This window comes from Flavobacterium cryoconiti (assembly GCF_048158645.1).
GTDB classification, from domain to species: domain Bacteria; phylum Bacteroidota; class Bacteroidia; order Flavobacteriales; family Flavobacteriaceae; genus Flavobacterium; species Flavobacterium cryoconiti.
The window spans coordinates 59,905-86,072 of record NZ_JBLNKW010000013.1 but is presented as its reverse complement, the minus strand read 5'-3'; the positions used below and the strand labels follow the sequence as shown (position 1 = coordinate 86,072).

General features: G+C 32.1%; 20 protein-coding genes. 5 read left to right on the top strand and 15 right to left on the bottom strand.

Features of this window, described 5'->3' with window-relative positions; translation table 11 throughout:
* Positions 1-9: 9 nt before the first annotated feature.
* Positions 10-1,950, top strand: a complete 1,941-nt coding sequence (locus tag ACM55H_RS16740) for an OmpA family protein (protein WP_416837597.1) — start codon at positions 10-12, stop codon at positions 1,948-1,950.
* A gap of 304 nt (positions 1,951-2,254) precedes the next feature.
* Here ACM55H_RS16740 and ACM55H_RS16735 read toward each other — a convergent pair whose 3' ends face one another.
* The 7 genes from ACM55H_RS16735 to ACM55H_RS16705 form a co-directional block, all read right to left on the bottom strand.
* Positions 2,255-2,758 carry a CAP domain-containing protein gene (locus ACM55H_RS16735; protein ID WP_416837596.1) on the bottom strand — a complete coding sequence of 168 codons (504 nt, stop codon included), beginning with the start codon at positions 2,756-2,758 and terminating at the stop codon, positions 2,255-2,257.
* A gap of 167 nt (positions 2,759-2,925) precedes the next feature.
* Positions 2,926-3,570 carry a pyridoxamine 5'-phosphate oxidase gene (gene pdxH / locus ACM55H_RS16730; RefSeq protein ID WP_416837595.1) on the bottom strand — a complete coding sequence of 215 codons (645 nt, stop codon included), beginning with the start codon at positions 3,568-3,570 and terminating at the stop codon, positions 2,926-2,928.
* Positions 3,571-3,672: 102 nt separating this feature from the next.
* Positions 3,673-4,578, bottom strand: coding sequence for a ribonuclease Z (locus ACM55H_RS16725; RefSeq protein ID WP_416837594.1), 906 nt, complete (start codon positions 4,576-4,578; stop codon positions 3,673-3,675).
* Positions 4,579-4,651: 73 nt separating this feature from the next.
* Positions 4,652-4,984, bottom strand: coding sequence for a hypothetical protein (locus tag ACM55H_RS16720; protein WP_035672743.1), 333 nt, complete (start codon positions 4,982-4,984; stop codon positions 4,652-4,654).
* A gap of 74 nt (positions 4,985-5,058) precedes the next feature.
* Complete coding sequence (locus ACM55H_RS16715) at positions 5,059-5,985, bottom strand: aspartate carbamoyltransferase catalytic subunit (protein ID WP_039109893.1); 927 nt, start codon at positions 5,983-5,985, stop codon at positions 5,059-5,061.
* Between the two features lie 54 nt (positions 5,986-6,039).
* Positions 6,040-6,579, bottom strand: coding sequence for a bifunctional pyr operon transcriptional regulator/uracil phosphoribosyltransferase PyrR (pyrR, locus tag ACM55H_RS16710; protein WP_416837593.1), 540 nt, complete (start codon positions 6,577-6,579; stop codon positions 6,040-6,042).
* Between the two features lie 82 nt (positions 6,580-6,661).
* Positions 6,662-7,849, bottom strand: a complete 1,188-nt coding sequence (locus ACM55H_RS16705) for a DUF418 domain-containing protein (protein ID WP_416837592.1) — start codon at positions 7,847-7,849, stop codon at positions 6,662-6,664.
* A 213-nt stretch (positions 7,850-8,062) separates the two neighbouring features.
* Here ACM55H_RS16705 and ACM55H_RS16700 point away from each other — a divergent pair, with 213 nt between their 5' ends.
* Positions 8,063-8,236, top strand: coding sequence for a hypothetical protein (locus ACM55H_RS16700; RefSeq protein ID WP_416837591.1), 174 nt, complete (start codon positions 8,063-8,065; stop codon positions 8,234-8,236).
* Positions 8,237-8,332: 96 nt separating this feature from the next.
* On the opposite strand, the gene ACM55H_RS16695 is transcribed toward ACM55H_RS16700, so the two are convergent.
* From ACM55H_RS16695 to ACM55H_RS16675, 5 genes are all read right to left on the bottom strand, one after another.
* Complete coding sequence (locus tag ACM55H_RS16695) at positions 8,333-9,952, bottom strand: ABC-F family ATP-binding cassette domain-containing protein (RefSeq protein WP_416837590.1); 1,620 nt, start codon at positions 9,950-9,952, stop codon at positions 8,333-8,335.
* A 222-nt stretch (positions 9,953-10,174) separates the two neighbouring features.
* Positions 10,175-12,241 carry a beta-N-acetylhexosaminidase gene (locus ACM55H_RS16690; RefSeq protein WP_416837589.1) on the bottom strand — a complete coding sequence of 689 codons (2,067 nt, stop codon included), beginning with the start codon at positions 12,239-12,241 and terminating at the stop codon, positions 10,175-10,177.
* Between the two features lie 29 nt (positions 12,242-12,270).
* Positions 12,271-14,208 (bottom strand): glucosamine-6-phosphate deaminase, encoded by a 1,938-nt coding sequence (gene nagB / locus ACM55H_RS16685; protein ID WP_416837588.1) that lies wholly within the window; start codon positions 14,206-14,208, stop codon positions 12,271-12,273.
* Between the two features lie 419 nt (positions 14,209-14,627).
* Complete coding sequence (locus ACM55H_RS16680; protein WP_416837587.1) at positions 14,628-16,208, bottom strand: RagB/SusD family nutrient uptake outer membrane protein; 1,581 nt, start codon at positions 16,206-16,208, stop codon at positions 14,628-14,630.
* A gap of 10 nt (positions 16,209-16,218) precedes the next feature.
* Complete coding sequence (locus ACM55H_RS16675; RefSeq protein WP_416837586.1) at positions 16,219-19,248, bottom strand: SusC/RagA family TonB-linked outer membrane protein; 3,030 nt, start codon at positions 19,246-19,248, stop codon at positions 16,219-16,221.
* Between the two features lie 276 nt (positions 19,249-19,524).
* On the opposite strand from ACM55H_RS16675, the gene ACM55H_RS16670 reads away from it, so the two are divergent.
* The 3 genes from ACM55H_RS16670 (at position 19,525) to ACM55H_RS16660 (ending at position 23,122) form a co-directional block, all read left to right on the top strand.
* Positions 19,525-20,577, top strand: a complete 1,053-nt coding sequence (locus tag ACM55H_RS16670; RefSeq protein WP_416837585.1) for a sensor histidine kinase — start codon at positions 19,525-19,527, stop codon at positions 20,575-20,577.
* Complete coding sequence (locus ACM55H_RS16665; protein WP_039109884.1) at positions 20,567-21,268, top strand: LytR/AlgR family response regulator transcription factor; 702 nt, start codon at positions 20,567-20,569, stop codon at positions 21,266-21,268. Before ACM55H_RS16670 ends, ACM55H_RS16665 begins: the two co-directional genes overlap by 11 nt.
* 192 nt (positions 21,269-21,460) lie before the next feature.
* On the top strand, positions 21,461-23,122 hold the full coding sequence (locus ACM55H_RS16660) for an MFS transporter (RefSeq protein ID WP_416837584.1): 1,662 nt from the start codon (positions 21,461-21,463) through the stop codon (positions 23,120-23,122).
* Between the two features lie 119 nt (positions 23,123-23,241).
* Here the strand turns inward: ACM55H_RS16660 and fsa are convergent, their stop codons facing one another.
* From fsa to ACM55H_RS16645, 3 genes are all read right to left on the bottom strand, one after another.
* On the bottom strand, positions 23,242-23,898 hold the full coding sequence (gene fsa, locus ACM55H_RS16655) for a fructose-6-phosphate aldolase (RefSeq protein ID WP_035672771.1): 657 nt from the start codon (positions 23,896-23,898) through the stop codon (positions 23,242-23,244).
* Positions 23,899-24,396: 498 nt separating this feature from the next.
* Positions 24,397-25,272 (bottom strand): hypothetical protein, encoded by an 876-nt coding sequence (locus tag ACM55H_RS16650; RefSeq protein WP_416837583.1) that lies wholly within the window; start codon positions 25,270-25,272, stop codon positions 24,397-24,399.
* Positions 25,273-25,367: 95 nt separating this feature from the next.
* Positions 25,368-26,087: a fibrobacter succinogenes major paralogous domain-containing protein gene (locus ACM55H_RS16645; protein WP_416837582.1), complete on the bottom strand. Its 720-nt coding sequence runs from the start codon at positions 26,085-26,087 to the stop codon at positions 25,368-25,370.
* Positions 26,088-26,168 lie beyond the last annotated feature (81 nt).

Genomic DNA, 26,168 nt, shown 5'->3' with positions numbered 1-26,168 from the left:
ATAATTATTATGAAAAATAATATACTCCTTTACTTAACAATAATAAGTATTTTTTCTTTTAATACTTATTCTCAAAAAGCAAAATTGGCTACAGCTGATAAAAAATATGACAACTATGCCTACGTAGATGCCATAAAAACCTATGAAAGGGTTGCCGAAAAAGGGTATAAATCAGCTGATATGTTTAAAAAATTAGGGAACGCTTATTACTTCAATGCCGAATTAGACAAAGCTGCAAAATGGTATGGAGAATTATTTGCCATGAATACCCCTGATTTAGAACCTGAATATTACTATCGTTATTCCCAGTCTTTGAGATCTATTGGTCAAAATGATAAAGCTAATGAAATGCTGGAATTATTCAATCAAAAACTAGGAAACGACAATAGAGGAAAACTTTTCAAAAAAAACACCAATTATTTAGAAGCGATTAAAGCCAATTCAGGAAGATATCAAGTGGAAGATGCGGGTATCAATTCTAAATACTCTGATTACGGAACAACGATCTATTTAAACAAAATAGTATTTACTTCAGCCAGAGATACCGGAAGTTTAGGACACAGAAAACACACATGGACCAATCAATATTTTACTAATTTATATTCTGCTGATTTAGCAGATAACATGACTCCAGGCTCCCCTCACAAGTTTGGTTCAACTATAAATTCTAAATTCCATGAATCAACCCCTGCCTTTACAAATGATGGAAAAACTATGTATTTTACCCGAAACAATTATCTAGATGGTAAAAAGGGAAAAGATGGAAATGAAATTACTCTAGTAAAAATATATAAAGCCAGTTTAGAAAATGATAAATGGTCAAATGTAACTGAACTGCCTTTTGACAGTAACAATTACAGCACAGCACATCCTGCCTTAAGTCCTGATGGAAAAACATTATATTTTGCTTCAGATATGCCAGGAACAATAGGACAATCTGATTTATATAAAGTAAAAATAAATGATGATGGCACTTTTGGTACTCCAGAAAACTTAGGGAGCACAATCAATACCGAAGGAAGAGAAACTTTTCCTTTTGTAAATGATGAAAATGAAATTTATTTTGCCTCAGACGGACATCCCGGTCTTGGAGGGTTAGATGTTTTTGTATCCAAAATAAATCCAGATGGAAGTTTCAGTGAGGTGCAAAATGTAGGAGAAAATGTTAATTCTCCTAAAGATGATTTTGCTTATTTAATAGATACAAAATCAAGAAGAGGCTTTTTTAGCTCCAATAGAGATGGTGGACAAGGATACGATGATATTTATAAATTCTTAGAAACAAAAAGACTTATCTGTGAGCAACTTTTATATGGTGAAATTACAGATTTAACAACTGCAGAATTACTTTCAGATGCTAAAATCACTCTATACGACAGTCAATTTAATTTGGTGAGTACCACTACTTCTGATGCAAAAGGAAATTATTCTTTTACTGTTGAATGTGGAAAAACATACAATGTAAGAGCTGAAAAACCAGAATATACCACAAAAGAGCAAAAAATCACTATTGCTAGCGATAAAGGAAAAACATACTTACCGATTGCATTGGAAAAAGAAAAATGTAAAGTAACAGTTGGTGATGATCTTGGTAAATGCTTTGGTATAAAAATGATTTACTTTGACTTTGATAAATCTAATATCAGAGTAGAAGCAGCTATCGATTTAGAAAAAATATTAGATGTAATGAGTCAATATCCAACTATGAAACTTGATATACGCTCCCATACTGATAGTCGTGGAACTTTTAAATACAATGAAGCTTTATCTGACAGAAGAGCTAAATCTACTATAAACTGGTTAATCAAAAACGGAATTGATTCAAGCAGATTGACTGGAAAAGGATTCGGTGAATCACAATTAGTGAATAAATGTAGTGACACTATTGAATGTACTGAAGAAGAACATCAACTTAACAGACGAAGCGAATTTATAATTACTGCTTTATAAAGTAATATATCTAAAGAAAGTTGCCTTTTGAGACAGCTTTCTTTTTTATAAAAAAGATAGACTTACATATGCAAAATGTTATTAAAAAACCAATAAATAAAATTCGCTTTAAATACACGTTTGCCATTACAGCTAATTAGAACTATACAATCTCAAAATAAAAAAAGTCTAATGAAATAATTTCCATTAGACTTTTTCCTAAATAGCAATATATTTTAAAGTTTACTCTTTTTCTCAATTAAAAAGAGGCTGCCTTTTGGGGGGAAGGCAGTCTCTAAATACCAAAAATAAACAAAAAATCAACTTATATTTTTGCAAAGATATTTGTATAATATTTTTTTCCTGTAACAGGGTTTTCTCTAATTGAGATACCAAAATGAGTAAAATCTCCTTCAATATTTTCTTTGTGTCCAGGACTTGCCAACCATGCATTTAAAGCAGCTTGCGGAGTGCTATAATTATAAGCTATATTTTCACTTACAGTTTTTGCTCCTAATACTTTAATTATGTTTTCAGAACGAGCAACAAAATCATTGTGATTAACAACATTATTGGTAATCATATAATTGTCATGCTCTTCTGATTTATAAGAAATGTGATTAATTTTTTCTAAAGAATTTAAACCAATACTTACTCTATATGCATTTATTAAATCCATAGTTTCAATTTCGGAAGTATTGTAAGAATAATTAACTACCTTCTGAGATGTAGTATCTACTGTTGTTGCTTCAGAAGCATCAGAGGAACAAGAATTCATAGTGCATATCACAGCCACGAGCAATAATGCGCGAAGTAATTTTAGTTTCATAATAGTAGTAGTTTAAGTTTAAAGTAGATTGTGGGGCAAACTTCTTTAATGTATTTACAAATATTGTGCTTTAATTATATTTTAAAACTACACATTTTATCGCTAAACTACCAAATAAAATCGATGAAATACACAATAAATATTTTTATATATGTATTTTTCTTACATTAAGGGGATAATCGATCGATTTTCCAAGAGAAATCTTCTTGACTTGTGTACCTAATTCTATCATGCAATCTATTGGGCCTTCCTTGCCAAAATTCAACCTCTAAAGGAGTAACCAAAAATCCTCCCCAATGCTTGGGTCTTGGAATAACCATACTATCAAAATCTTTTTCTAATTGTTTTAGATTTTCCTCTAAAAATTCTCGCGAAGGCACTACTTCGCTTTGATTTGATACTATCGCTCCTAATTTACTTCCATCAGGTCTGGATTCAAAATAATTATCTGAAATGGTTTCTGAAGTTTTCTGAGCAATCCCTTTTATAATAACTTGACGTTCCATTGTGTGCCAAAAAAAAGACAGACATACTTTAGGGTTTTCGATAATAGCTTTACCTTTTTCTGAATTGTAATTGGTATAAAAAATAAATCCTTCTTCATTGAATTTTTTTAACAAAACAACTCTGGACTTTGGAAAGCCATCCAAACCAATTGTAGAGACTGTCATGGCATTAACTTCTTCGTTAGCACCAAAATCTTCTGCTTCATGAAACCATCTATTAAATAGGTTTATTGGGTCTTCGGGGATATTGGATTCCAGTAATTCACTCTTTTCGTAGGATTTTCTGTAATTGCTTAAATCACTCATTTTTTTTTATTTTAAGATTGTTTGATTTTAAAATTATTCGAAATAGAATAATCTTAAAAATACAGTATCAATTTTATAGTGCAACAAATAAATTATCTTTATTTAAAACTCAAAAATTTTCCCATCATCGGCTAAAAGCACTTCCGGAAAAATTGTTTCGGCTTCTTCCTTAAATAGTTCGATGCTTTGATATCTTGTAGAATAATGTCCTAAAATTAATTGCTTCGTATTAGATTTCAAAGCAATCAATGCCGCTTCTTTTGCAGTAGAGTGCAATGTTTTTTTTGCCAGATTTTCTTCTGATTGCAAAAAAGTAGATTCATGGTATAATACATCTACATTTCCAATAATTGGAAGAATGGCTTCATGATAAGCAGTATCAGAACAAAAAGCATAACTTTTAGCAGGTATAGGATCGAATGTTAATTTATCGTTCTCAATGACTCTGCCATCTTCTAGAGTGATGTTTTTACCGTTTTTTATTTTCTGATAATAACAAGTATCAATTTCATAATTTTGAACGGCATCTAAATTTAGTTTCCGCTCCCCAATTTTTTCTTGGAATAAAAAACCATTGGTATAAACACGATGCTTTAACGGAATGGTTTTCACCAAAACCTTTTCATCTTCAAAGATTACTTCACTTTCAAGAGATTCCAATTCATGAAAAAACAATCCATAATTAGTCCAGGAATTAGACAATCGCAATTGTAACTTAATGATTTCTTGAATTCCTTTAGGTCCGTAAATATGTAATTCAGTGACTCTGTTAAGCAAGGTAAAAGTGGAAACCAAGCCCACTAATCCAAAAAAATGATCCCCATGCAAATGCGAAATAAAAATATGATTTATCTTAGAAAATCTGATTTTGTTTTTGCGTAATTGCACTTGGGTACCTTCACCACAATCAATCAGAAAAAGTCTGTTTTTTATTTCTAAAATCTGTGAGGTAGGATTGGTAAAAGTTCTAGGTGTTGCGGCATAGCAACCAAGTATTGTTAGTTTCAAGTTTTTGTGTATGGGTTATAGCATATTTGGTTAAATCAATTAAACGGTTAAACAAATAACCGAATACACTAATTTAAAAACCTAATTCTCTTTCAATCTCTTCCATCTCAATTATATCATGAGCTTCTAACAAGGAAGGAACTACAGTTAATTTAGCAGGAACTGCATTATAATCAAAATCTGAAGTAACAATAACAAATGATTTTTTACCTTTTTTATGTTGTTTTGATAATGGCAAAAATAACTTTATACTGTCTGTAGATAAATCTTTGTAAAGTAAAAGATCAATAATTAAGTTATGCTTTTCAAATGTTTTGTATTGATGCGTTACTTTCATTAAAAAAGAAGTAAAATCACCTTGTGTATCTTTAATTGTAATCGTGTGGCCTTTTTGATCTACTTTCATTTTTTTAAGTTTCAGAAGCTGCGTAACGGCAGACAGGTTACCAAGTAGCTAAGTTACTAAGTTTTTCTTTGAAATTACTGAATTTTTGAAGCCAAAAGATAAATAACAGCCATTCTAATCGCCACACCATTTTCTACTTGATTCAAAATAACTGATTGACTGGAATCAGCCACTTCGCTGGTAATTTCGACACCACGGTTGATAGGTCCCGGATGCATAATTATGATTTCTTTATTCAGTGAATCCAGCAATGTTTTATCAACTCCATATTGTTGAGCATATTCTCTTGTTGAAGGAAAATAATTAACATCCATTCTCTCATTTTGAACACGTAACATATTGGCTACATCACACCATTCAAGTGCTTTTCTCAAATTAGGTTCTACAGTTACACCAAGTGATTCAATATGTCTTGGAATAAGCGTTTTTGGTCCGCAAACTTTTACCTCTGCGCCTTGCATTTGTAAAGCATATATATTAGATAATGCTACTCTGGAATGCAATACATCACCTACAATGACTACTTTTTTACCAGCCACTTCACCTAATTTTTCTCTAATTGAATAACTGTCTAATAAAGCTTGCGTAGGATGTTCATGCGCTCCGTCACCTGCGTTTACGATACTGGCTTTTACGTTTTTGGATAAAAAATAAGCAGCACCAGGATTGGCATGTCGCATCACCACCATATCCACTTTCATCGAAAGTATATTATTTACTGTATCGATAAGTGTTTCTCCTTTTTTTACTGAAGATTGTGCCGCTGAGAAACTAATCACATCGGCAGATAAACGTTTTTGTGCTAATTCAAAAGAGAGTTTTGTTCGGGTACTGTTTTCGAAGAAAATATTGGCAATAGTAATATCTCGTAAAGAAGGTACTTTCTTAATTGGTCGGTTGATGACTTCTTTAAAATGATCGGCAGTTTCAAAAATTAAGTCAATATCATTCTTGTTGATGTATTTTATTCCTAATAAATGATTTACGCTTAATTCTTTCATTTCTTTTTTACGATTATTAGTTTTTTAATAGTTAGATTTCAAATATAATGTTATCTAACTTGTAATTAAATACACGCCATCTTCACCATCATTTTCTTTCCAACTCACTTTCACTTTTTCGTTATTTATGGCATCTACTTGTCTTCCTCTATAATCCGGTTGAATGGGTAAATTACGACTGAAACGTCTGTCAATTAAAACCAGTAATTCAATTTCAGAAGGTCTTCCAAAAGATTGAATAGCAGTCAAGGCAGAGCGTATACTTCTTCCAGTAAATAAAACATCATCAATGAAAATAACTTTCTTATTTTCTACAATAAAATTAATCTTGGTTTTATTTGCTTCTAATGGTTTATCCGTTCTGCGAAAATCATCTCTAAAAAATGTAATATCCAGATAACCAAGCTTGATTTCAGGAGTTTGGTATTCTTTTTCTAATATTTCTTTTAAACGTTCCGCTAAAAAAATGCCTCTTGGTTGAATCCCTACCAAAATAGTGTCTGAAAAATCTAAGTGTTTTTCAATTAACTGACAGGCCAAACGATGTAATATGATAGTAACTTCTTTTGCAGTAAGTAATACTTTTTGACTCATGTTAAAGTGTGTTGTTTGGTTTTGCAAATATACGAATTCCCCTTTATGATTTTATAATTATAAAGCGAGAAAATAGTTGCACTTATTTTTTACCGAATGAAATCCATGTTGCCTTATGCCAAATATATTCTAAAGGTCCTTGCTTATGGGTTTTAAGCCACCAAGTACAGAAAGATAATTGGATAATAAATAATACAATTCCTATCAATAAACAATATGTTGCTCCTGTATATTCAAAAAGACCGAGGCCATATCTATAATAAATAAAGGCCCCAATCATGGATTGCATGATATAATTCGTCAAACTCATTTTTCCAAAAGGAATCAATTTAACAAGGACTTTATTAACTGAATCCTTTTGATATAGTAAAACAAATGAAGAAACAAGCACTAACATAAACGCAATATTTGACCATGAAGCAAAGATTATAGTTAACTTATTGGATAAGGTTGCTCTGGTTACTATGTCTATCATATAGGTCTTTAAAAAATACAATGGAATAAAGAAAATAATTGCATATCGAAATACTTTGGTCCAAAATTGAATATTTTCAACGGTAGTCGTAAAAAGTTGTTTTCTCCCTAATAACATTCCAAACATAAATAAAGCTGGAGCTTGGAAAAACCTTCCATTTTCCCATGACCACAATAAAGAGGCGGTTTTCCCCAATGTTAAGTCTCCAATTACATAATCAATAAAAGAACCATTTTTCATATAATACCCAATGCTTTCATAATAGGCATTAGACAAATTAGAAGGAGCTACATAATTTGGATTTAAAATATAATAAATACATCTTCCCCATTCTAATGGTTGTAACATTAAAATAACTGCTGTTATAAAAACTGCTTTATTGCTCCAATTTACAACCGGTATCAATAAAAGTCCCAGAAAAGCATATAAAGTAAGAATATCACCTTGATAAAATGCCGTATTAATAAGTCCAAAAACCAATAATAACATCATTCTCCAAAAAAATCGTCCTCTGAAATCATTTCCTTTTTTAACTTGATTATCATTTTGAATATAAAAACTAAAACCAAAAAGAAGTGCGAAAATAGCATACGATTTACCTCCAAAAAGGAAAAATAAAGAATCCCAAACAATTTTATCTAAAGTCACTAACCAAGCTGGTAAATTTTCAGGTAAATAATAATATTCAAAATGTTCTACATTATGAAGAAACATAATTGACATAATTGCAAAACCACGTAAGGCATCAACTACATCTATTCGAGGAACTTTTAAATTAAAGTCAATGTTAGTCATTTTATAAATTGGGTTTAAATAGAAATAGTAAAACTCAAAAATATATTTTTTTTGGTATGAAAATTAGTTTTAAAAAAATAATTACTAATTATAAACTAACATTTTGTTATTTTTTTTCTATAATCATAAAAATTTTGCAAGAAACTACAGAAATTATATAACTAATAGCTATTCTATTTCTATACTTTTATAATAACCTAAAAATATAAAATCATGCAAAAAGAAATAACAAGAGTATTGGTACTTTTTATAATATTACTTTCATTTACAAGCTGTTCTGTAGTAGAGGGAATATTTAAAGCCGGAATGGGCGTAGGCATCTTTATAGTGATTGCTGTCATTGCAATCGTAGTATTTATTATCAGTAAAATCTTTGGTAAAAAGTAGATTATAATAATTTGCATTTAAATTATAAGAATATCAATTAGACAAAAAATCTCCCACAATGGTGGGAGATTTTTAAAATATTGAATGTTATTACTTTTATACGGTATACATTTTCGTTCTTAATTCCTGAACTTTTTCATCATCAAGATAGTCATCAAAAGTCATGTAACGGTCAATCGCACCATTTGGAGTCAATTCAATAACTCTATTGGCAACCGTTTGAGAAAATTCATGATCATGAGTAGTAAAAATTACAGATCCTTTGAAGTTTTTCAATGAATTATTGAAGGCTGTAATGGACTCTAAATCCAAGTGATTCGTCGGTTCATCAAGCATTAAAACATTAGCTCTTTCCATCATCATTCGAGACAACATACAACGTACTTTTTCTCCTCCTGATAATACTCTACAAGTTTTCAAAGCTTCCTCACCTGAGAAAATCATTTTCCCAAGGAAACTACGAATGTTAACCTCATCACGTTCTTCTTCAGTTTTTACCCATTGACGCAACCAATCTACAAGCGAATAATCACTCTCAAAAAAAGAATGATTTTCAACTGGTAAATACGCTTGGTTTGTAGTAACTCCCCAATCGTAAGTTCCTGAATCTGCTTTTTTATTTCCGTTTAAAATTTCGTAGAAAGCAGTTGTTGCACGGGAATCTTTTGAGAAAAGAACTATTTTATCGCCTTTGGCCATATTCAAATCTACTCCTTTAAATAAGACATCCCCATCTATTGAAGCACTTAAATTTTGTACGTTCAAGATTTGATCTCCAGCTTCACGCTCTTGGTCAAAAATAATTGCAGGATAACGACGACTTGAAGGTTTTATCTCAGAAATATTCAACTTACTAATCATTTTTTTACGAGAAGTAGCTTGTTTTGATTTGGCTACATTCGCACTAAAACGACGAATAAATTCTTCTAATTCCTGTTTCTTTTCTTCCGCTTTCTTATTCTGTTGTGCGCGTTGTTTTGCTGCTAATTGGCTTGATTCATACCAAAAAGTATAATTTCCTGAGTAATGATTTATTTTACTGAAATCAATATCCGATATGTGGGTACAAACTGAATCTAAAAAGTGTCTATCGTGAGAAACTACAATTACAGTATTCTCATAGTTGGCCAAGAAATTTTCTAACCAAGCGATGGTTTCAAAATCTAAATCATTGGTAGGCTCATCCATAATAAGCAAATCAGGATTTCCAAAAAGTGCTTGTGCCAAAAGGACACGAACTTTTATTTTCCCTTCCAAATCTCCCATTAAAGTATAATGATGCTCTTCAGTAATACCAAGATTGGATAACATTGATGCTGCATCAGAATCAGCATTCCAACCATTCATCTCTTCAAATTGCACTTGCAATTCCCCTATTCTATCTGCATTTGAATCATTGTAATCTAAATACAAAGCATCCATTTCTTTTTTGATGGCATACAACGTTTTATTACCCATCATTACGGTCTCAAGAACGGTACTCTCATCAAACATATTATGGTTTTGGTTTAAAACCGACATACGTTTTCCTGGTTCTAAATGAATATGTCCTGATGTAGGATCCATTTCTCCAGCAATTATTTTAAGAAAAGTAGATTTTCCAGCACCGTTGGCTCCAATAACTCCGTATATATTACCGTGTGTGAAGGTAGTATTTACTTCGTCAAACAAAATTCGTTTGCCAAACTGAACTGATAAATTATTTACTGTTAACATGAATATTATTTTTTATAAAATTTTTGCAAAAATACGAAAAAAATACTGATTTTTTTTATTCGGAAAATACATTTTTATGAATTGTAATTTGCTTAACATTAAAGTGCTAATCAAAAAAAATCCTGACAGAATCATACCTGTCAGGATTGCAATATTAATTTTCTTTAAAACAAACCATTAACCAAATAGAAAAGAAACTAATATTTTATATCGATTTAAAACTTAAAATAACTTTTTTAAACTATTGTAAACTGCTAATTCTACATCAGCATTCTTTTTAGAATTACATTGTACCAATAAATCATTCACTGTAGCTGGGTTTACAGTTTGCTTTTTATCGATAACTAATAAAAGCTGTTCTGAAATATCACTTAAACTTTTAGATAAAGGTAAAAGCGGTTGAATTAGTGGAGCATTAGCGCTTAAAGTAATTAAGTCAGCATTCATGGCAATCCATTTTTTAAAATAATTAGTCACTACAGTTTGATTTTCTAAGCTTTTATTCTCTAAATATTTGTTCACTGCTGTATCAAAATCAAAAACATCTAATGCATCTGCTGTACATGCATCAGCAAATAATGTGAAAGGAGAATACATGCGATATTTTATTCCATGACTATTACGAGTATAATTTTTCAACGGTTCACAAACATTCGAAAAATCATTCAATGCCGCAGTTTTTTGATTGTTACTAATGTTTCTTAAAATTACTTCCTTGTTTCTTAAATGTGTAATTCCAAGTTCTTCTAATCTAAAAGAAACCGTTTTTAGTCTTTTATGAAGGCTATTCATATCGGTAACATTTTCATTAGACCACAATCGTTCCGCAATAGCAGCTGTTCTTGGCCAAATTCTTGAATCTATGTTTAATGGCGTTGCGAGTTCGCTCCACATAGCCGCTTCTCCACCCAGAATCCTTGCTTTTTCTTCAGGAGTAAGAATACTGTTTTTGGGGATTGGATCATTTAGATAATGACTTTCTACACCTAACATCAAATCAATATAATAGCCATTTGACAAAACTGTTTTATAACCATTTTTTGCTGCTTTGATTAATGATCCACCCGCAGAAAGCCCTTCATTCGTTCCTCTCCAGGCATGGATAATGGCATCTTTAGACATATTTTCAGTCATTATTTCTTCCCATCCCATTAATTTTTTGTTATGCTTTTTTAACATTGGAACCAACTGCATGGTGAAATACGTTTGCAAATCATGATTGTTTGCTAATTTATTTTTCTTCTTGAATTCTTGTATTTTAGGATTTGCATCCCATTCTTTTCCATTGTTTTCATCTCCACCAATATGAAAATAATCACCAGGAAATAAAGGGCAAACTTCATCAAAAATTTCACTCAACAATTGATATGTTTTGGGATTTATTGGATCTAATGTTGCGTCAAAAATTCCTGATCTTCTTTCGATTGCATAATTTCCAATTGCAGCACTTTGTTTTTTACTTTCAACTGAATTAGATTTTAAATCCACCACTTTGCTTCCTAATTCTGGATAAGCGGTCAATATTGCAGATGCATGCCCTGGAACATCAATTTCAGGAACTACCATAATTCCTCTATCTCCGGCATATTTTACAATATTCTTGATTTCTTCTTGAGTGTAGAACTCTCCGTCTGAAGCCATTTGTGTAAACTTTGGATGGTTTTTCATTTCTATTCGCCATCCTTGATCATCTACTAAATGCCAATGAAAAACGTTCATTTTCATTGAAGCCATAGCATCCAGATTTCTTTTAATCACAGCTACAGGCTGAAAATGCCTTGCTGCATCTATCATCAATCCTCTCCATGTAAACCGTGGTAAATCTGTAATTTCAACTGTTGGAAAATTATATGATTTACTATTATTTTGCAATAATTGCAATAATGTTTCCAAACCATGTAGAGCTCCTAAATCAGTTGTAGCATTAATTTTTATTTTATTGGACTCAATACTAAGCTGATAACTTTCATCTTCATACAATCCTATTTTTCCGTTGCGAACACAATTAATTTGCAATTCAGCTTCTGGATTTTCGTTAATTTTTGTTGAAAAACCTTGCTCAAAAAACAAACCTGTTCTACCGTCTAATCTTCGCAAAAAGTTAGTTGCTCCTACAAATATTCGAGGATTTGGATTACCGGTAATATTTACTTTAAATCCTTTGCTTAAAGCAAAAGTACCGGCAGTCAAATTTATATTTTGTGGCCACGGCATAAGATCTAATTGTTCCTTTTGTATTTGAGCATTAGAAACAAAACCACTGAATAATAGGATTAGAATGAATTTCATATTTTTTATCCGTTTTTTAAAAGTATTTTTTAATAGTCAAAACGCTTAAAAGCTTCAATAGCTTCGTATTCGGCAAGACCCAAATCATCGTATAGTTTTGCCGTACTCTTATTACGGTCTTCGGCTCTTACCCAAAATTCTCTAGAGTCGTTCCCTTGAAACATCACTCTGTCTTTTTGAGATTGGTGGTATAAAATAGCATGTCTTTTGAGTAAAACCTCATCCGGACTTAATGGCACAGCCATATCAATTTCGTGAATATCCCATTCATGCCAAGCACCGCGGTATAGCCATAACCAACAGTCATTCATGTATGGCTGCGGTTTTAATGCGGCCATAGCGGCAAAAATAGCGTTCAGACAAACTTCATGGGTACCATGTGGATCAGCAAGATCACCAGCGGCAAAAACTTGATGTGGTTTAATTTTAGCAATTATATCTTGAACAATAGCAATATCTTCTGGACCTAGAGGGTTTTTCTTTACTTGCCCTGTTTCATAAAATGGTAAATCTAAAAAATGAGTGTTTTCATCTTTTAATCCAATATATCTTGTAGCAGCATAAGACTCTCTGCGTCTAATCAATCCTTTCAATTTTCTAACCTCAACCGAGTCAACTTCATTTTCAGATTTATTATTTAAAAAATCTATAACTGCTTGAAAATTAATTTTAGTTTTATCATCTCCAACAAAATCGTTACAAACTTCGGCAAATTTGAGTGCTTCATCATCTGTTACAGCAATGTTTCCAGAGGTTTGATAAACCACATGAACATCATGCCCTTGTTTTATTAATTTTGAAAAAGTTCCTCCCATAGAAATCACATCGTCATCAGGATGCGGACTAAAAAGAATTACTCTTTTCTTAGCAGGATTAGCCCTTTCCGGTCTATGAGAATCGTCAGTATTAGGTTTCCCACCTGGCCATCCGGTTATGGTGTGTTGCAATACATTGAACATATTTATATTCAAGTCGTAAGCAGATCCTTCTAATGCTAAAAGATCAGACATTCCGTTATTATTGTAATCTCTGTCGGTCAATTTCAAAATCGATTGATTAGTACTTTGACACAGCCAAACAATCGCTTTGCTTTTTAACTCTTGAGTCCAAATACATTCACCAACTAACCAAGGTGTTTTGAAACGGGTTAATTCTGAAGCTGCCGATTGGTCTAAAACGAAAGTGGCATTAGTATGATTTTGTAAAAATGTAGCAGGAACTTCAGAGCTAATATCCCCTTGAATCGTTCTCTTTATTATATCGGCTTTATTTTGCCCCCAAGCCATTAATACAATTCTTTTAGACCTAAGAATCGTAGAAACTCCCATGGTAACAGCTCTTTTAGGAACATTATCAATCCCATTAAAATCTGATGAAGCATCGACTCTTGTAATGTGATCCAAAGTAATTATTCGAGTACCTGAGTTGATATGGGATCCAGGTTCATTGAACCCAACGTGACCCGTACGACCAATACCTAATAATTGAAAATCAAGTCCGCCAGCATTTTTAATATTCATTTCATAATCAATGCAATATTGATTCAGCTCTTCAATAGCTACAGTTCCGTCTGGAATATGTATATTTTCAGGCTTAATATCAATATGATTAAAAAGATGCTGATGCATAAAATAATGATAGCTCTGATTATTCTCTTTAGTCATTGGATAATATTCATCCAGATTAAATGTGATTACATTACTAAAACTAAGTCCTTCTTCTTTATGCATTCTAACTAGTTCTTCATACACTTTTATAGGTGAAGACCCCGTAGCTAAACCAAGAACACAAGATTTATTTTTCTCTTGTTTGGATCTAATTAATTCAGCAATTTCTTGAGCTACAATTATAGAAGCTTCTTTTGAGTTTTTGAAAATTTCGTTGTGAATTTTTTCAAATCTAGTTTCTTCAAATTTACCGGCACTTTTATAGCTAATGTCTGGTTTAATTTCTAAAGCACTTTTCATTTTTATTTTATTTATTCGATTTACTTACTTCGTTGATATTAATTAAATTACAAATATAAACTGTTGATTTATTCTTCTTACAAAAACTTATTCAAATTATTCCTAATATGTTTTTATAAACTAAAAAAAGATATTTTTTTGACAGAATCTATTGATTTTGGTTCTATTTGCTTAATCATGGTATAAAGCTAACTAAAACGTTTTTCCTAAAAAAATAAAATATACCAACAGTCAAAAAATTTAAACAAACGACATGATTTATTCAATAATGCGTTTTAAAAAAATATACCTTATTTTTATAACGCCAATTTTAAATTCTTTTATAGAGACTCATTCTTTAAAAAAAAATCTGATATAAAAAATGGCGTAAATAATAGGAATTACTTACACCATTTCTATTTTCAATCTATACTTATCTTTTAGAAGTTAGGTCCGGTAGTATCCCACCAAAGTCTAGTTCCTCCAGTATCAGCTCCACCAAGTTTTGTTAATCCAGTGGCTACCCCACCAGCATTTCCATCTTTTTCAGACTGTACAAAGTTTACCCTTCTTACCCCTAAATTAGAATCAATTTTTCCTCCACTTGTGTTTTTAAGAACCGGTAATAATTTTGGATATCCTGTTCTTCTGTATTCAGACCAAGCTTCTTGCCCTTCCGGAAAACCAGCAATCCATTTTTGAGTAATGATTTTTTGCAACTTCACTTCATTTGTGGCAGCAACATCCCAAGCAACAGTCACATTATTTAATGCTGCACCATTATTTGCCGGAAAATTAGGATCTACATACGCTTTTGCAGTTTTCACATTATCAGCAATATAAGCCGTAGCGCCTGAAACTCCATGTTGATCAAAAGAAGCAGTTATACCCATTTCATACAAACTTTGAGCAGTTCCACCCATATTCCAACCTCTTAAAGCTCCTTCAGCTCTTAATAGATATACTTCGGCTGTATTCATCAAAACAATCTCTTTAGAATTGACAATTGGACCAATCGCTGAAAAATCAACATGATCAGCTTTAGCAGCAATTTCTATTCCAGTACGAACTCCTTTGAACTGACCAGGAAATTGAACTGATGTATTAAAGAAAATTGGCAACCTTGGATCAGCATAACCACCCATTATTGATTCCATATCTGCCGACATACGAATATCTCCCCAAGCTGTGCTAATTGTAGCTATTGGATTGTTGTATGTAGGAGATACCACTTTGAAAGTATCAGTATTTACAGTCATCACTCCGTATTTTTGGGTAATGGCTTTTTCTGCTTCCGCTTTCGCCAAAGTTGGATTCTTTTTAACGATACGTATGGCTAATCTTAGACGTAATGAATTGGCAAATTTAACCCATTGTTTATAATCCCCTTTGTAAGATGAAAGATCAGTAGTTACAAATGTAGAAGCTTCATTTGCATCTACTCTTTTTGTTAATTCAGCAACTGCAATATCTAATTCTTTGAACATTTGATTGTAAACTTCGTCTTGAGAATCATAAGCAATTACTGGATCAGTAGTTCCAAATTTTGAATATACAATAGGACCATAAGTATCTGTTATCCTATGCATTCCTTCAACTTTCAAAATCAAAGACAGCGCATAAAATTGATCGTATTTTCCTTTTGCTTTTTGTTCTACATTGTAAGCATTAAACATTACATCTCCATAAGCGGATCCCCAAGCAAAGCCATTCCAACCGTCTACAAGATCATAAGTAGTGTTGTTTGTTCCTCCTCTAAATGCAGTTCCTGTAGCCATATAACCAGACCAAATATCTCCTTGTAATCCTTGTTGGACTTGGTATTTCCATTCTGGTGTAAGAACTATTATATTATTGAACATTGGTCCAAATGAACCTTTAATATGATTAAAATCTTGTTCTAATAATTCTTGGGTAATACCGTTTGGATTAGTATTTATTTCTTCAAAATTATCTGTACAACTCACTGCAGCAAGCAAGGAAATACAAATAGCTGTTCTTTTTATAGTATTTAATTTCATGATTTTTTGATTAGAAAGTTACGTTTAAATTAAGACCGATACTTCTTGTAGATGGCATTCCGTAAACATCAATACCTTGCAAACCTTCCCCTGTGCTTAATGAAATATTAGGATCAAATGGAGCATCTTTGTAAATAAAACCTAAATTTCTGGCAATTAATGACAAACTGGCTGTTTGTAAGAAAGGTAATCTTTTAGTATTAAAAGTGTACCCTATTGAAACTTCTCTTAAACTTACATTGGTAGCACTATAAACATATTCTCCTGTTGCTCCTGCTCTACCGCCTGTTTGTTTGTAATAACTTTCTGCTGGATATTTTCCTGCATAAGCAGAACCATCAGGATAAACTGCATTAATAACAACTCCACCAGCATTTCTGGCATCTCCTGTAGCTTTTGAAACTCCAAATTCGTCATTTATAGCTTCAGTTAAACTCATTACGTTCCCACCAAATCTTCCGTCAATAAGTACATTTGCAAAGAAAGAACCAAATTTAAATGAGTTAGAAAAACCTAACATAAAGTCTGGATTAGAATTTCCTACTTCTTCAAAACCTGTTTTTTGAATGGTACCGTCAGCATTTAATAGCACTCTGCCTTGAGCATCTCTTTTGATATTTACACCTTCAATAACACCATAGGGTTTTCCTTGTTCTAAAACGTAACGGTAGTTATTCACTCCAGCTTCAGTCAAAATTACTTTTCCTCCTAATTCAGCTGGAATTTCCTTAACTGTATTTTTATTTTGAGAATAATTTACCGTTGCATCCCAAGAGAACTTATCGGTTTTAACAATTTTTCCGGTAACTACAGCTTCAAAACCTACGTTTTTAATACTACCTGCATTAATACCGTAGTATTTTACACCAAGCGGATTCGTTAGTGGAGCAAGAATTTGTAAATATTGATGTTTAGTTTCTGAGTTATAATAAGACAATTCGAATCCAAGTCTGTTATTAAACATTCTCCATTCTGTACCAATTTCAACTTCTGATTTTAATTCTGGACGCAATGAAGTTCCAGGTTTTGGAGCTGCAATAGCAGGCTTATTACCTTCTGAAGTAAAACCATTAGTTGGAGAGGTAACAAAAGGAAAAATATCATTCCCTACTTGTGCATAAGTGGCACGAACTTTTCCGAAATTAATAAAATCTGGTAAAGTTGTCATTTCGCTAATAATAGCAGTTACACCCACAGATGGATAAAAGAACCCTTTATTATTTGTATTTACTAATGTAGAAGACCAGTCGTTTCTTGCTGCAAGATCTAAAAACAACATGTCTTTATATCCAAAAGTAGTAGCTGCAAAAACAGATTGTACCTCTTTCGAAGAATCTAACGTTTGTAAATTTCCAGCATTGTTCACAAAATTACCCAATGTAAACCAGTTTGCAATTTGTAAACCTCCACCAATACCAGAATCCAAAGTTGTTCTTTGATTTCCAATTGTATTAGTAATACTTGTTCCTACGTTAGCATTAAAACTAAAATCTTCATTGAATTTAGTATTAATTGTAGCAATCAAATCACCGTAGCGTTGCGTGCTTAAAGTATTCACATTTATGTATCTTCCGTTTGTGTGAGATAAAGTACCTTGTGTAGTGGCATATATCTTTTTATCAAAACCACTTTCAACACGATTGTAACTGTATCTTGAAGCAACACTTAACCAGTTATTTACTTTATAATCTAAAGCAATCGATCCGTTAAAAAATTGATTGGTATCTTCTGACTTATTTCTATTGATTCCCCAATATGGATTTTGAAGAATGTCTCTGTTAGTCATCCAGTTTTGAACCATCATATTTCTTGAAGGATCAAAAACTTCGAAGTTCTCTTTGTAGGCATTAAAATCATTTCCTCTTGGCATCAAATAAACTCCGGTCAAGGGATTAAAATACAGTCCGTTTACAGGTCTATTGATGACTTTTTGAGTAGTATAATTTGCATTAGCGGCAACATTCAATTTATCATTGAAAAATTTTGCTGTTTGACGAATCCCAAAATTATTTTTCTTTAAACCACTTCCCGGTATAATTCCAGATCCACTAGTATTAGCATAAGATAAAGTAGTAGATGATATTGCCGAAGCCGAAGAAAAAGCCAATGAAGTAATTTGTGTGTTTCCGGTATCAAAGAAATCTTTTACATGGTCATTAGAAGCTCCTTTTGCTCCCCAAGTTTCTTCACCTCCTGCTACAGCAACATATTCATTTTGAAATTTTGGCAAATATGCCGCCGACTCAAAAGTAGTTACTGACGAAGCTTTAAGATTTGATTTTCCTTCTTTTGCTTTTTTAGAAGAAAGCAAAATTACTCCATTTGCACCTTGACTTCCGTACAATACAGATGCAGCAGCTCCTTTAAGAACTGTCATACCTTCATAATCATCAGGATTGATAAGAGACACAACGTCTCCTCCATCACGGTTTCCTCCTGCAGTATCTCCAAAAGCACTATTAGGTTGTCCTGAAGTTCCATTAAACAAAGGAATACCATCAATTACATAAAGCGGTTGGTTGTTACTCACAGAAGAATTTCCTCTAATAACCACTTTTGTAGAACCACCCGTACCACCGGCACTTTTTGTTACAGCAACACCAGCAATTTTACCAGCAATTGTATTAATGATATTTGCATCTTTAACACGAGTTAATTCTTCTCCTTTTAATTCTTGAGCGGAATACGTTAATGATTTTCTGGTTTTCTTGATACCAAGAGAGGTTACAACTACTTCAGTAAGTGCTGTAGAAGCAGCTTCTTTTAATTGTACTTTAATAACGTTATCATCGCCCACTACTACTTTTTGAGTTTCTGAGCCTAGATAAGAAATCACCAAGGTCTTTCCTTTTTGCACTTCAATAGAGAAATTACCGTCAAAATCGGTAATAGTTCCTTTTGATTCTCCTTGTACTGTAATAGATGCCCCAGGCAATGGTGAACCGACAGCATCGGTCACTGAACCTTTGACAGTTTTTACTTGTGCAAGCATAACTTGCGAAGTAAAAATAATCATAAAGATTAAGATAATTTGTTTCATTTTGAAAGGTTTTTGTTAGTTATGGGGTAAATTTATCTTTAAGGGTATTCTAAAAAAAATAATTTATACCAACTGTACTTTATTTTAAACCAACGACATAATTTTGTCAACAATACGTTTTTCAAGTACACTTTTTATGTTTTTTTTTTACCTGTTTTCTGTTTTTTGATATTTTTATTTAAAAAAAGGTGTTTTTTATTGTCAAATTGATTAAAGTTGTAAAAAAATTAAGAACCCCTATTTTAATGCATAAAGCATTAATTATTAAGTAAAAAAGTGCGTAAAAAAAAAGAAATAAAATTCGATATCAGACTTCAAAACCATTTTTGGTTTTGGGGATTGTTTTTTTTAATGAACTTTCTTCGTTGGGGCGCTTATTTTAATGACTATGGATATTCATTAAAATCTAATATTTTAGAATTTTCACTTCACATCCCATTAGTATATTTCAATTTATATTTCCTTATACCTCGCTATGTATTAACTTCAAAATATTTTAAATATAGTTTAGGCTTATTATTGAGTTTAATGGTAGTTTATTTATTAAAAACGGAATTAACTTATTATATCATTTCCGAAGATATTTGGCCAGAAGCCAACAGAGAATACAAACCTTTTGAATTGAATCATATAGTAGCTGTATGTATTGGTGAAATTTATGTGCTTGCTATAGCATCTTCGGTATATTTAACTTTAATCTGGCTTAAGGAAAGAGATCGTAATAGAGCTATAAAAGAGAATCAATCTAAAATTGAATTGAAATATTTGAAAAATCAAATTCAGCCTCATTTCTTCTTTAATACTTTAAATAATCTGTACGCTTTATCACTTGAATCCTCTAATAAAGTTCCAGATGTAATTATAAAGCTTTCAAAATTAATGGAATATGTTTTATACGATATTGAAGGGACTAAATTTGTTCCTTTGATAAATGAAATTAATTATATTCAAAATTATATTGAAATCGAAAAACTTCGTTTTGAAAACGTAGAAGTAGCCATAAATATAGACTCTAATATTGACGCCGTTAAAGTTCCTCCTTTACTTTTTATATCTCTTGTAGAAAATGCCTTTAAACATGGTGGCATAAATAATGACGACCTTAAAATAAAGATTAATTGTAAAGTCATTAATGGAACTACCTTGAGTTTTGAAATTCTGAATAATTTTGTACTTTCACAGCATCCAAAAACAAAAAAAGGTATTGGTCTAATAAATACTAAGAAGCGGTTGAAATTAATTTTCAAAAACCAATACACTTTCGAACATAAAGTAAAGTTCAATTATTATATCATCTGTTTGCAAATACCTATTCATAATGAAGATTAAATGTGTTTTAGTAGATGATGAACCATTAGCGATAAAAGTCCTTCAGAATTATTTTACCAATTTTGCGGATTTTGAAATTATTGGCACGTTTAGCAATGCACTGGAAGCACTGGAGTTTATCAATAACAATAGTGTAGATGCTGTATTCCTCGACATCAATATGCCTATGATGACAGGTTTTGAATTGATCCGATTAATTGAATACAAAACTAAAATTGTAATCACCACAGCCTTTAGGGAATTTGCTGCCGAAAGCTATGAATTAGACGTTTTAGACTATTTAGTAAAGCCAATCCCATTACCTCGATTTATTAAATGCATCAATAGGATTTCAACCGAAATCAATTTAAAGAATAATATTAAAACTGAGATGCATCGAATCGAACCCCATATTTTTATCAAAGTAGATAAAAAAATGGTAAAAATAACAATAGATGAAATTCTGTTTATCGAAGGAATGAAAGAATACATAAAGGTTGTGACTATTGACAAAACCTATATTACACACAAATCATTAACTTCTTTATCAGAGGAATTACCATTGGATCGATTTGTAAGAATTCATAAATCATACACCATTGCCATTGACAAAATAAAATCTATTGAGGGAAACCGAATCCAAATACTTTCTTACACTTTACCTATAGGGCGAAATTACAGTAAAGATGTAAAAAGTAAAATTTTAGAATAAAAGTGATTTCAATATTTTATTTGAAATTGCAAAAAATATAAAAAAAAAGCATCATTTTTTAATAAAACGTGATTATTCTATAATTTTAAGAATATTTATTCTAAATAATTTTTTTTTAATTTACTTAACAAATATATTTACCAACTTACTGCAAAAAAAGAAATAATTAAACTAAAAAACCAAAAAAAAATTATGAATTCAGAACAGACGAAGTCGAATAATTCGGCTCTTTATACCTTAATTACAGTATTCTTCTTTTGGGGATTTATTGGAGCATCAAATGGTGTTTTTATCCCTTTTTGTAAAGCCAAATTTGGCTTGGACCAATTTCAAAGCCAACTTATCGATTTCGCTTTTTATGGTGCTTATTATATTGGAGCTTTACTCCTTTTCATTTTTAGTAGTTTAGCCAAAAATGATATTCTAAATGCTTGGGGATTCAAAAAAGGAATTATATACGGATTATTGATTAGTACTTTTGGAGCTGCTTTAATGATATTAGCTGTTACACAAGGAAGTTATTTATTCATTCTAGGTGCTTTATTCATAGTTGCGTTAGGTTTTTCTTTACAACAAACTTCTGCACAACCTTTTGCTGCTTCGTTAGGTGAGCCACACAGTGCATCAAGCAGATTGAATCTTGCCGGAGGAATCAATTCTTTTGGAACTACAATAGGACCAATCGTTGTTTCTTTCGCTTTATTTGGTGTTTTTTCTGGAGTAAGTATTGAAGAATTCGCTCAAAAAGCAAATTCATTGGATTCCATGAGAATTCTATATGTATTTGTTGGCGGACTTTTTTTATTGGCTGCAGCATTATTCCATTTTTCTAAAAAATTACCGTCAGGAAAAAGTGATTCTTCTTTCGAAACAGCTCGTAATGCAATGAAAACACTTATTGCCATTACAGTAATATTAGTAGTTATTTTTGCTTATATCTTCTCCCGTTATGAAGATCCTGAATTTATAACTCGTTTTATCGATAATAAAGAAAAAGATTATTTAGGTTTAGGTCTATCTGTAGCAACATTATTAGTTGTTGTTATTGGATTATTATTCTCTAATGTAACTGCACAAAAAAATGCTGAAGGCTGGGGTGCTATGAGATATCCTCAATTAGTTTTAGGAATGTTAGCACTATTCACTTATGTAGGTGTAGAAGTAACTATTGGTAGTAATCTTGGTTCATTATTAGAAACAGATGTTTTTGGTAAAATTACAGGACCAGCTTTAGCTCCTTATATGTCTATGTATTGGGGAAGTTTAATGATTGGTCGTTGGGCAGGTGCAATTTCTGTTTTTAACCCATCATCACAACTTAAAAAAATATTATTAATCGTTATACCTTATGTAGCTTTTGGTGTGGTTTTGGCCGCTAATGCTATTTCAGGACAGGATGTAACACCATTATATGGTTACGCATTCGTAATTGTATTCCAAATTGCTGGTTTCTTTTTAGGTAAAGATCAACCTTCAAGAACCTTAATGATTTTTGGCTTAATGGGAATGATTGCCATGTTAATTGGTTTATTCACTACGGGAACAATCGCTATTTTTGCTTTTATGAGTGGTGGTTTATTTTTAAGTATCATGTGGCCATGTATTTTCTCACTAGCAATTGCAGGTTTAGGAAAATATACATCTCAAGGATCTGGATTCTTAGTAATGATGATTTTAGGTGGTGGAATTATTCCTCCATTACAAGGAAAACTTGCTGATATCATTGGAATTCACGCATCCTATGCAATCCCAGTACTATGTTTTGCTTTTATAGCATTCTACGGTTGGAAAGTAATTGGAATACTTGAAAAACAAGGAATCGGACACGAAATAGAAGTTGGTGGGGGACACTAATTTTAATACAAGATAATACCAACCAAAAAACAAACCAAATAAAAAATCCCATTCGCCGCGGCGAATGGGATTTTTTTATAATTCACTGAGACTGATACTGATGCTCACCGAAAACTTTTTTATTTATTTCCTTTCTCGAAATCAGCAACAAACTGTGCCAATCCAATATCAGTCAATGGGTGTTTCAATAAACCATAAATTGCAGATAATGGTCCAGTCATAACATCAGCACCAATTTTTGCACAGTTTACAATATGCATTGTATGACGAACTGAAGCAGCAAGAATTTGAGTTTCATAACCGTAGTTATCATAAATCAATCTAATTTCTTCAATCAAAGCTAGACCGTCTGTAGATACATCATCTAAACGACCAATGAACGGAGAAACATAAGTAGCTCCAGCTTTTGCAGCCAATAAAGCCTGACCAGCCGAGAATACTAAAGTTACATTCGTTTTAATACCTTTATCCGAAAAGTATTTAGCAGCCATAACTCCTTCTTTAGTCATAGGCAATTTCACAACAATTTGATCGTGCAAATCAGCTAATTCTTCCCCTTCTTTAATCATTCCATCGTAATCCAAAGCATTTACTTCGGCACTTACATCACCATCAACAAGATTACAAATATCAACGTAATGTTTCAAAATGCTATTTTTCCCTGTGATTCCTTCTTTTGCCATCAATGATGGATTAGTTGTAACACCATCCAAAACGCCTAATGCTTGTGCTTCCTTAATTTGAGCTAAATTAGCCGTGTCAATAAAAAACTTCATAATATATCTATTTAATTGTGTGTTTTATAATTTAGGCATGCCCCTTAGTGAAAAACTTCGGGTCGGGCTTTCCGCTATATCTTTTTTGTTCCGCTTTTGCTTTGCACAGCGCTACAAAAAAGGATGCCGCTACAATCCCTCATGCATACGTAAAATCAAATACCTAACAGCCATTGGCTGTTCTCCTCTTAATCTCACCCGAGCGAGAGCGAACAGGAAAAGCAAATCTCACGCTCCTAAAATTCGGTGCAAAATTACAACTTATAACGTATCGTTTCAATGTTTACAAGTCTTTACAACAACCTTGTGTACATACTTGTATTTTTTTTAATCTGAATTTAGGGCAAAAGTAGTTAAAATGGAACTACAATACAAAAAAACCGATACAAGTTAAATTGCATCGGTTTTAGTTAAATACACGTAACAGATAACCACGAAGTTTCTAATGTTGTGCAGTAATAAAGAATTATTTTCCCTTAAAGAAATATCTTCGCCTTCCTAACCTTCTAAAATAACTTTCCATTTCAAATCTTTCGGCATTCTCCTTGTCGCTATCTCAAACAATTTAGAATTACCATTCTCGGCTCCATAAAATACTTGACTAAACTCTACTGATTTAGTACGCTCTATCCAGACACCATCTATAGAACGCTTTAAATATCCTGTATCCTCTTTTGCTGTATCTTTTGCCTCACGAACCACTTCCCTTATAAACTGTCTTATTTGACCGATACTATATTCTACTTCAGAAAGTTCTTTATCTTCGATTATCAAATTAGTATCAGAAAAGGAACTTGATTTTTTGATGTTATCAACTTTCAATTCTTTAACATTTGAACTCATTTTCTTTTTAATTCTATCAATTCTTCCTTGATAACCCCCTTTAGTTCCGTCATCTAATCCAAAGGAAATAGCCATTTCACAAGTTTTTATTGCTTTTTCATATTCTTCTAATTCTGTAAGCAATGTTGAATATTGTTGAAACGTTGTAATACGAGGAATACTACCGTCAAATTCGTCTTTTAATGATTGAGTGAAAAGTTGAAATTCTTCCAAATGTTTTTCAGAAAACTTTAGGCATAAATTTTTATACTTTTCTTCTTTTCTTAATCTGTATGTTTCACCAACAATAGCTTGCAGTAAAAAATGTCTATTACCAAGGGTTGTTTCCATTTCAGTAGCTTTTAACATTTTTTCTAAATCATTAGATTGCCTAGCCAAATAAACTTCATCATAGTCATCTTCTTCATCTTCATCTTCTTCTTCTTCTTCTTCATTCTCATAAGCTATTTTCACATCTTCTATAGTTTGCTTTGTTTTTTGCAAATCTGAAGAAAACAAAACACTTTTAATCTTTAATAAAATTTTTTTCATTTTTATACTTATTCGTTAACTGCTTGACTACCTGTAAAAATATAATCTTTATCCATTGTAACAATATCATTAAGTAATTCTTTTGCACCAAAAACCTAATCCTTGAGGCAACGAACAGAGAAGCCATTATACTTATCAAAATCGTGAGAGCTGTAACTATTTGAGAGATATTGACCTAGGTAGCGAGGCATAGCTAGAGTTGCATTGTACTCTGATGATGTCCACCAGTAACCGTAGTTGCCAATGGCTCTGAATACACCAGAACCATTATAGAAATAGCGAAGACCTCCTGGAAGACCTGTAAAATTACTGCTATTAGTAGCATCTATATTGGGGCTTGCCCAATGGGCGGTGCCAGCTTCTTTCATCTTACCTGCTACTGCACCTTGTAAACAATTCCCTAAGGTAGTCCATTCTGCATCAGTTGACACGTGCCAACCATTTGGGGCTAGACCTCTTGAATCGTTTACTGCATACCAATTGTAGAGCTTGCCATAAGTAGTACCGTTGGCTGTTTCATTGTTATAATAACACCAAGCCCCTGTCGTTAAATTTACCCATTCAGTTGGGTCGGTAACTTGTGGTATCACATCTCCGTTTCTATAATGAGAGACGTTGAGGTTGGTTTTTGTCCAAACTTGATTGCAAATAGTTACAGTTTGATAGATATTGCCATCGGTATCTGTAACCGTTATACTCGTTTCATTTGGTGCATTTGGTGTTGGAGGCTTTTCATTAGAATCGTTACTTGTTGAGCAACCTACTATAAGGAATAATGCGAATAGTACTATTAAAATTGATTTGGGATTTTTCATAAAGTTCATTTTTCATCAAATATAAAGAAATCGAGGACATTTACGTCCTCTTGTGAAAAATAATTTTTGGGACTTTTGATT